Annotated in this window: 9 protein-coding genes; 5 read left to right on the forward strand and 4 right to left on the reverse strand. The window is 41.3% G+C overall.

Translation table 11 applies throughout. The features are described 5' to 3' along the window. Nucleotides 1-154: 154 nt before the first annotated feature. A complete protein-coding gene (locus FTU42_RS07225) occupies nt 155-1,636 on the reverse strand; it encodes an NAD(P)H-hydrate dehydratase (protein ID WP_180075030.1) in 1,482 nt (493 codons plus the stop codon). Between the two features lie 23 nt (nt 1,637-1,659). Between FTU42_RS07225 and queG the strand changes: the two genes are divergently transcribed. From queG to bioB, 3 genes are all read left to right on the forward strand, one after another. Further along, nucleotides 1,660-2,754, forward strand: coding sequence for a tRNA epoxyqueuosine(34) reductase QueG (gene queG, locus FTU42_RS07230; RefSeq protein WP_005170301.1), 1,095 nt, complete (start codon nt 1,660-1,662; stop codon nt 2,752-2,754). 109 nt (nt 2,755-2,863) lie between these two features. Next, the gene (locus FTU42_RS07235) at nt 2,864-3,064 is read left to right on the forward strand and encodes a hypothetical protein (protein WP_100355385.1); all 201 of its coding nucleotides are present in this window, start codon (nt 2,864-2,866) and stop codon (nt 3,062-3,064) included. 144 nt (nt 3,065-3,208) lie between these two features. Beyond that, a complete protein-coding gene (bioB, locus tag FTU42_RS07240; RefSeq protein ID WP_074383276.1) occupies nt 3,209-4,210 on the forward strand; it encodes a biotin synthase BioB in 1,002 nt (333 codons plus the stop codon). A 16-nt stretch (nt 4,211-4,226) separates the two neighbouring features. Here the strand turns inward: bioB and FTU42_RS07245 are convergent, their stop codons facing one another. Both FTU42_RS07245 and FTU42_RS07250 read right to left on the reverse strand, forming a co-directional pair. Further along, the gene (locus FTU42_RS07245) at nt 4,227-4,454 is read right to left on the reverse strand and encodes a hypothetical protein (protein WP_074383544.1); all 228 of its coding nucleotides are present in this window, start codon (nt 4,452-4,454) and stop codon (nt 4,227-4,229) included. 906 nt (nt 4,455-5,360) lie between these two features. After that, nucleotides 5,361-5,543, reverse strand: coding sequence for an Arm DNA-binding domain-containing protein (locus FTU42_RS07250; protein ID WP_074383277.1), 183 nt, complete (start codon nt 5,541-5,543; stop codon nt 5,361-5,363). Between the two features lie 391 nt (nt 5,544-5,934). On the opposite strand from FTU42_RS07250, the gene FTU42_RS07255 reads away from it, so the two are divergent. Together FTU42_RS07255 and FTU42_RS07260 are read left to right on the forward strand one after the other, a co-directional pair. Then, nucleotides 5,935-7,182 (forward strand): integrase family protein, encoded by a 1,248-nt coding sequence (locus FTU42_RS07255; RefSeq protein WP_131261641.1) that lies wholly within the window; start codon nt 5,935-5,937, stop codon nt 7,180-7,182. Nucleotides 7,183-7,451: 269 nt separating this feature from the next. Further along, nucleotides 7,452-7,868, forward strand: coding sequence for a helix-turn-helix domain-containing protein (locus FTU42_RS07260; protein ID WP_227592049.1), 417 nt, complete (start codon nt 7,452-7,454; stop codon nt 7,866-7,868). Nucleotides 7,869-7,895: 27 nt separating this feature from the next. Here the strand turns inward: FTU42_RS07260 and FTU42_RS07265 are convergent. Continuing rightward, nucleotides 7,896-9,322: IS66 family transposase (locus FTU42_RS07265; protein ID WP_180083215.1), on the reverse strand; the 1,427-nt coding region annotated here is incomplete at its 5' end.

Below are 9,322 nucleotides of genomic sequence, written 5' to 3' on the forward strand. Positions count from 1 at the left end.
GAATCTGCGCCAACAATAACAAGCCTCCACTTCACCACTACTTAAATTTTTCACCTAGCCTTTTAAATCGAGTGCCACAGCCTGCTCAGCAAACCAGTAGCGCTAACCCACACCTCGCACTTGGCCTGAAATTTTCAGCTTGATTGCAGACAGATTAGCCGCCTTGACGATTAACCACCTGATAAATTGCATGTTTCATGTCCTGCGCCTGCAAACCACGTTCGCCGTTTTTGGCCAGTTCATCCCCTGCCAGTGCATGCAGCGTCACAATTTCATGCAAATGAATGGATTGAGCAAATTGTGCCTTTAGACTGGCAATCATCCCGGCCAGCACATCGCCCATACCACCTGTTCCCATGCCCGCATTCCCGGCAGTGCAAATATACAGCTGTTGTTCCAGAATCAAGCTACCTGAGCCTTTCAGCACCCATTGCCCACCATACTTCTGCCTTAAGGCATGAATCGCTTGAATCCGATCTGTTTCAATGTCCAAGGTTTTACAATCAAGTAAAGTTGCCGCTTCACCCGGATGCGGTGTACTGTAAGTTTTAGAATTTAATTGTTGCGGCTGTTTGGCTAAAAACCACAATGCATCTGCATCTAAAACAATGTCTAAGTCTGAATTTCGAATTAAATCAAACCATGCCTGATATTGCTCTTTTGCCCATTGATCACGTCCCATGCCCATACCAAAACAGACTGCATCGACCTGCTGAATTAAGGCTGTGCGCTGCTCTATGTTGAGAGCATTAATATCACGCAGCATAATATTCGGCGCACGAGACAAAATGGCGGTATGGTGTTTCGCATCACAGACAATGGTGACCTTACCTGCTCCGGCAGCAAATGCCGCTTCTGCTGCCATAATCACTGCTCCGCCCATTTCAGCATGCCCCCCCACCACCAGCACATGACCATAACTGCCTTTATGACCAAAGGCTTCACGTTTCGGTAATTTAATCTGCTGTGAGGAAAGTTTGGCAACTGGTTGCAGTTCGGCATCAACTGGAATGGCAGAAATCAGTTCAACCTTAGCGGCATATTCCTTAGCTTGTCCGGTAAACAGTCCTGCCTTTAAGCCCAAAACCGTATACGTAAAATCCGCTTTAACCGCAATAGGCAAAGGCTGACCGGTATTGGCATGCAGTCCACTCGGTATATCAACCGCGATTTTGAGACCTTTCTGGTCATTGATCAATTGGATGATGGATTGCCAGTTCACATCCAGCTCACGATTTAAACCAATGCCAAATAAGGCATCGATATAAGCGTCATATTCATGCTTAAACTGAAAATGCGGCCCTACTTTCAATCCAGCATCCAGCGCTTCTTGCCAAGCTTTGGCCAAGTCCACTGATTGACCCTTTTCAGCCGCATAAATATCTACATCGAAACCGGCCTGTTTTAAATATTTTGCAATCAGATAACCATCACCAGCATTATTGCCCTGACCACAACACACCGCTATTTTCTGTATATTTTTTTCTTTAAATAGCACACTCAGACGCTGTGTGACTGACCAAGCCACCTGCTGCATCAAACCATAGGAACTATTTTGCTGCTGAAACCAACGCTGCTCCCATGCTTGAATACTTTGGCTATGATAAACAGGGCTATGGTAAACTTGTTGCTGCATTTTTTATTCCCTGTCTTTGGTTTATGACAATTCCCGATTCTTACGCACAAATTCAAGTCTATCAACAAGATCCAGCCGAGCTAAAAGCCTGGATTAAAGCGCAGGCGCTAGAATTGGGGTTTTCTGATTGTGTCATTGCCAAACCAGATGCTCAAGCAGAATTAGCGCGCTTACAGGAATATCTGGATCGTGGCTATCATGGCGACATGAAATTTCTGGAAGATAATCTGGAAAAACGTGCCAATCCTGCCTTACTTGTCCCCGGCACGCGCAGCATTATCTGCGTGCGTATGGATTATCTGGTCGAGACTCCAAAGCCACGTTACGTTCCGTATGCACCCAATTCCGCGATTATTGCGCGTTATGCCCGTGGCCGGGATTATCACAAGATCATGCGCGGTCGGCTCAAAACCTTGGCGACAAAAATCCGAGAAAAAGTTGGCGATTTTGAATCACGCCCTTTTGCCGATTCTGCACCCATTTTTGAAAAATCACTGGCTGAAAGTGCTGGCATGGGCTGGACAGGTAAACATACCCTGCTGATTCATAAAAAGTCTGGTTCTTTCTTTGTGCTTGGAGAGCTATTTACTTCTCTGGACCTCCCTTTTGATGCGCCTGCCAGTAAACATTGTGGTTCCTGTACGGCCTGTATCGACATCTGTCCAACTCAGGCCATTGTCGAGCCCTATATGCTGGATGCACGGCGATGTATTGCTTACTTAACCATCGAGTATAAAGGCATTATTCCAGAAGATTTGCGCCGCGGAATTGGTAACCGGGTTTTTGGTTGTGACGATTGCCAGCTAATTTGTCCTTGGAACAGTTTTGCCCAAATCACCCCGGTAGAAGATTTTCATCCACGACATGGTCTGGATCAGGTCAGCTTGCTAGATTTATGGCAATGGGATGAAACCACCTTCTTAAGTGCGACCGAAGGCAGTCCAATGCGTCGTACAGGTTATCAAAGCTTCATGCGCAATATCGCCATTGGTCTGGGCAATGCACCTTTTGATGAAAAGATTGTTTACGCTTTACAACATCAACGGGCATTACATGACGAAATTGTGCAGGTGCATATTGATTGGGCGATTCAGGAACAGTTGACCAAAACAGCATAAATTTTCAATTTATTACTTCGGCTCACTCGATCTCTTATAAGGCTTACACAATATTTGATCACTTTATGTCATAAAGAAAGAGATGAAAAAATGACGAGAGGGACTGAAGATGCAAGAGCAAGATAAAAAACAGCAACAGCACGAACAGCTAGATCAGCTTAAACAGCAGAAGCAACAACAGCAGCAGCCCCAACATGGGCCAATCGATTCTCCTAAGAACAATCAGTATGAGCAGGATGAACGAGTGCTGAACAAGCAGCATCGTGACGATCTGCAAAATCAGAATATTCATGGGGGTCATCGTGAATAAAAAATTTCAGGATTAAATATAATGACAAAGTCCACCCCGTGTGGGCTTTGTTCGTTATAGAAGGTCATATTTTGCTAGTGAGGCAGACACACATTTTTATTAAGATGAGGTGAATGATAAATAAGCACAAACAAGGACAGATATATGAACACGAGTAATGCAGTACGCAATGATTGGTCACGTGAAGAAATACAGGCACTGTATCAGCAGCCTTTAATGGATTTATTGTTTCAGGCGCAACAGGTTCATCGTGAGCACTTCAATGCCAATACAGTTCAGGTCAGCACCCTCCTCTCGATCAAAACAGGCAAATGCCCTGAAGACTGCAAATACTGTTCACAATCTGCGCATTATGATTCCAAGCTAGAAGCTGAAAAACGTATCGCGGTCGATAAAGTCATTCAGGAGGCTAAACAGGCACTGGCTTCTGGAAGCTCTCGTTTCTGTATGGGCGCTGCATGGCGTAACCCGCATGAGCGCGATATGCCTTATGTTCTGGAAATGGTGCAGGAAGTTAAAGCACTCGGTCTGGAAACCTGTATGACACTGGGCATGTTGAATGCATCCCAAGCAGAACGTTTGAAAGATGCCGGTCTGGATTACTACAACCACAATCTGGATACTTCTCGTGAATATTATTCACATATTATCAGTACCCGAAGCTTTGATGACCGTCTCGATACTTTGGATTATGTGCGTCAAGCCGGTTTAAAAGTATGTAGTGGCGGTATTGTCGGACTGGGCGAAAGCCGTAATGACCGGATTGGTTTATTATATGAACTTGCCACGCTGGTCATTCACCCTGAATCTGTCCCGATCAATATGCTGGTTCCAATTGAAGGCACACCAATGGCAGATGTAGAAAAACTGGATGTTATTGAATGGATTCGTACCATTGCAGTGGCGCGCCTCTTGATGCCAAAAAGCTACATCCGCCTCTCTGCGGGCCGTGAATCGTTAACCGATTCAGATCAGGCTCTGGCATTTATGGCCGGTGCCAATTCCATTTTCTCGGGTGAAAAACTTTTGACCACCCCAAATACTGCCCAAGGTCGTGACCAAAAGCTATTTGAGAAATTAGGTCTGGTTGCAGAGCAGCCTAAACCAAGTGTACGTGCATTGGCGACCGATGCGATGGCAGGCTAAGCAATATAGGAGTGAATTAAGTCGCTGAAAAGTTATGTGCAGTAATCAGTATGCCATAGCGGGCATTCAGATAATCTCCAACTCTGATTTGATCCATTCCATTGGCATGATGCACCACCAACTCCTGAGTGATTGCATCATAGCTAAAAGACTCATAACTGTCTTGATGCAGACTAAGCCAATGCAGCGTATCTGCCAGATTGCTGTCTACGATATAGGTATCTGCATGAAAATTTTTGCTCATATGCCCGATCATCAGCTTGGAATTTCACTCTAATTTTAACGGAAATTAGCCAAGTATAAGCATAAAAAAAGTGAGCCCTCGCTCACTTTTTTTTGTAAAACATCAGTCCTTATTGATCCCACACTTACGACACTCCCTGTGTTCCCCGATTTCCTGCATTTGCTCGTACTCATAGATATGCAAGCAAAATAATTTTCTTAATAGCTGAAGCATCTTGAAACTCCTGTTTAATCATTTTTTTAATACGCTTCTTAAGATATTCCTTCCTGAAACATCATGATTTCTGACTAAAAAATCATCTCTTATTTATTAGCATAATTTTCTCAGTTGTAAAATGCATTTCATCTACTTTTAATCTTATTTCCTGATATTTTTTGAAGTGCATCACAGTCCATTCATAAATATAAACTTTTTTCCTGAGGTAAAATTCTTCTAGATAAAAAATCCTCAAGAATGGCTCATAAAACTCATCTATTGAAGCCAGACCTCTTTTTTATAAGTTGATTCAAATATTGCCTAATTTTTATTTAAGTGTAATAGTTAAATTATCGTCAATGGTAAAATCATAAGCATTACGACAATACGAAATTAGTTTTTCAAATCGATTGAATATCTGTTCATTTAATTGTTTTTATTGGAAAAATCCTTTCCACTCCGAAGCAGGTATGTCTTTGAATAGACGATAACAAAATACTGGCAATATATGCTTTTCTATCGACTGATACTCTTTCTTATAAGTTTTATCAGTTCATACAGCTTGCTTTGTCTTCATCCATTTAATCAGTAAATTACCAAAAAATAGGTTCTCTTTTTGTTGAGCTTTCAATAACTTCTCATTTTTAGTTTTTAAAATGAGTTCACCATTTTAATACTTAATGGCCATTGAACATGCTTCTCTGACTGAGATTACTGGATAAGTCCCAAGCTATGTCCATTTACCAAGTGTATTCTTAAACCGCAACTGCCATGATTTTTACCTGTTACAACGACTTTTAAATACAAACCCATAATATCCGAAACCCTATACTCTAATTCTTTAGGTTTTAACACTGCAAATTGGGTATCTGTGAGCAATTTAGATTTAGCCATAAAATTATGATTTTCCTAGATTAAACTAGGCTCCTGTATCCTGAGTTATATTTTAAATTTATGATACAAACAAGGATACGAATAGGGTGTTTTTCTACGAGTCTACCTGAGTATTCTTAAGACATAAAAAAACCCTTAACTCTTTTAGAGTTAAGGGTTTAGATCTTATATAAAGCTATATAAATATAAAATTTGGTGGGCCCAGACAGACTTGAACTGTCGACCAACGGATTATGAGTCCGTTAACATAGTAATTTAAAATCAACAAATTAAAAATATAATGTCAATACTATCATATATTTATGTAATTTTAATAATTTATTATTAACTCTTTTTGTTGATTAATATATATTGATTTTGCTTACTACTTGCTTACCAGATGCTTACTAGAATGAAGTTAACAAAACCTGCTATTGATAAAATTGATTGCTCAGACAAAAATAAACCAACTTTTTTTTGGGATGAGAAAACACCAGGATTCGGCGTCAAAGTTACACCTAAAAATAATAAAAGCTACATTTTCCAAGGCCGTATTGGTCTTCAAAACCGTCGTATCAAAATTGGTGACGTTGATGTATGGAAATTAGATGAAGCTCGTAAATATGCACAAGAATTGGCGATTATGTGCCACAAAGGGATTGACCCATTAATCGAGCGTAAGAAAGCTTTAGCTGATAATAAAGAACTGCTAAAACAAGAAAAACGCAAAACTATTAAATTTAAAGATGTATGGTTTGAATATTTAAAAGCAAGACAACCTAATTGGCGACCAAGAAGTTATCAGGACCACATCGAATTATCTAGAGGTGGTTACGATCCTGAAAAAAATAGTGTTTATACCAGTCAACCCATTTTTCAACTGTTTGAGTACAAACTTTCTGAATTAACTGCAGATGTATTATGCGATTGGCTTGATCACAATGACTTCCGTCCAACAACATCAGCTAAAGCATACAGACTTACACGAGCTTTCCTGAATTGGTGTGATGAACACGAGGATTATGAAAACTTAGTGCCTCCAAAATCATACAACTCAAAAAAAGTTAAAGATAAAGTCCCTTCCCCAAAAGCCAAGAATGATTGTTTGATGAAACAGCATCTAAAACCATGGTTTGAAGAGGTAAATAAGTTAACTAGCAGAAAAATAGCGATTTTTTTGATATGTAGTTTAATCACTGGTTGCAGAAAGAATGAGCTGCTTTCATTAAAATGGACAGATGTCGATTTTCGTTGGAAAACAGCAAAAGTCAGGGATAAAATTGAAGATGAAGGTCGCCTAATTCCTCTAACTGCATATGTTGAAAGCTTATTATTAGAACTAAAGAAAAATTCTGATTCTAAATTCATATTTAGCAGTAAGGGCGCTGAATGTGGCCATATTGTTAATCCTTACGATAGCTTAGAGAAAATATGTAAAAAACTAAATATTGAACTTACTCCCCATGGATTGAGGAGATCATATAAAACGTTAGCTATTTGGGCAAAAATCAATGAAGGATCTTTAGCACAGATATCAGGTCATAAACCAAGTGCATTAGTTGAAAGGCACTACATCGTACGACCTATGGATATGCTACAAGAAACACTACAAGAATATGAGGATTGGATTTTGCAACAAGTGCGAAATGGCATTAATTGAAATACCTCGATACGGACTAATGCCAGTCAGTTAAGAAATTGACTGGTAAAGGGTGTAAATAATTCTGTGTAAATACAGTTTTAAAAATACTTGGTTACACGCTCTTCAAAAGAGGGCGTTCAAAAATCTATGTCAGTAAATTTGACTACATTTTAATTATATCGATCTAATCGACCTTCAAAGTAAATGGATAATTGAGTAATGTGTGAAAATTGAGACTTCTACTGACATTTTGGTAAATTTTACCTCATGTCATAGGAGTTTGAATTTTGAGTACAAAAGCCCAACGGGAAATTGCCCATAAATTAAAAGTGTTTGCTCATGCTGAACAAAATGGCAATGTTGTATTGACCTGTCGATATTTTGGTATTTCACGAAATACTTTTTATCGTTGGAAGAAGAATTATAAATCCAAAGGAGAGATAGGATTAGTCAACAGTAAGCCATGTCCACAGAACCTTAAGCTACGCACGCCTGCTGTGATTGAAGATAAGATTATTTATTTACGTCAACACTATCATTTTGGACAACTACGGATCAGTTGGTATTTATGGCGTTATCACCAAATTAAAATTTCAGCAGCTGGGGCGTACCATGTTTTAAAACGGCATGGTATGAATCGATTACCCCAAAATCAGCGTAAACGTTCTATTCCTATTCCTCAACGTTATAAAAAACAAGTGTAAGCGTCCGCTGAACCCCATGCCTATTTTTTAATTTGAGTTGGATTTCCAGCGATGTGGTAGTAATTCTTCTATTTGGGTCGCTTTATGCGTCGGCAGCCTTTTCAGCACATCACTGAGATAGGCATACGGATCCAACCCATTCAGCTTTGCTGACTGGATTAAAGTCATGATATTTGCCGCTCGCTGTCCACTGCGCAGCGAACCTGCAAACAACCAGTTCTTACGGCCCAATGCCCAGGGACGCATTGAGTTCTCTGCCCAGTTATTGTCAATGGGTAGATTGCCATCATCCAGATAGCGGCTTAAGGCTGGCCAACGCTTCAGACTGTAATTGATGGCCTTGGCGGTTGGAGAACTCGATGGCACCGTCAGATAATGTTGGTTGAGCCATTCACACAGTTGTTGCATCACCGGTTGGCTGTGCTGTTGTCGGTATTCGCGGCGGTGTTCTGCTGTACCATCGGTCTTTTTCCTGAGTTCTGCTTCTATCGCATACAGTTTCTGAATCATCAGTAATGCCTGTTCAGCGATCTGACTTTTCCCGGTCACATGTAGCTCATGGAATTTACGACGTGCATGCGCCATGCAGCCCACCTCTATGACATCGCCTGATTTAAAGCGTGCTTTATAACCACTGTAATCATCACAGACCAGATGGCCCTGCCAGCCATTCAGGAACTCTTCTGCATGCTGACCTGAACGGCTATCCTGAAAGTCATAGATCACCGCTTGAACTGGATTGTACTGTGTAGTGGCATAGGCCCAGACATAACCTTTCTTCGGTTTTTTCTCATCATCACCCATCCGCATGATGGTGACCGGCGTTTCATCGGCATGGATCACCCGCTGTTGCAGCACCACCTGTTTTAAGGCATTGGCCAGAGGTTCCAGTTCCACACCGCAGCGACCTATCCAGTCAGATAACGTTGATCTAGAAAGCTCGATTCCCGCCCGCTGATAGATCAGACGTTGACGGTACAGCGGTAAATGATCGGCATACTTCGATACCAGCACATGGCTGAGCAGTTCAGGTGAAGCAATGCCTTTATCAATCACATAGGCAGGCATCGCTTGCTGAGTCAGGGTGTCACACTGATCACAGACCCATTTGCCACGCACATGCTGTTCCTTATAGAACTGTGCCGGTCTGAAATGCAGTTTTTCACTGATATCTTCGCCGATACGACCTAACTGGCAGCCACAACTGCATTGGGTTGATGCAGGTTCATGCTCAATACGGATGGTGTGTAGATGATCCGGCAGCAGTCGACGTTTAGGTTTGTTGACTGTGGCTTTCTCTGTCGCTGCATCGGTTTTATCTGCATTCAGCCGTTCCAGTTCCAGATCAACGGCTGCAATATCTTCTTCGACCGCTTCATCCCAGAGATGGATTTGTTTTGCAGTGAGATGTTCGTTTTTACTGCCGAATTTGTGCTGTTTAAATAGTGCGAGTT

This window comes from Acinetobacter sp. YH12102 (assembly GCF_013419125.1).
Taxonomy (GTDB): Bacteria; Pseudomonadota; Gammaproteobacteria; order Pseudomonadales; family Moraxellaceae; genus Acinetobacter; species Acinetobacter pseudolwoffii.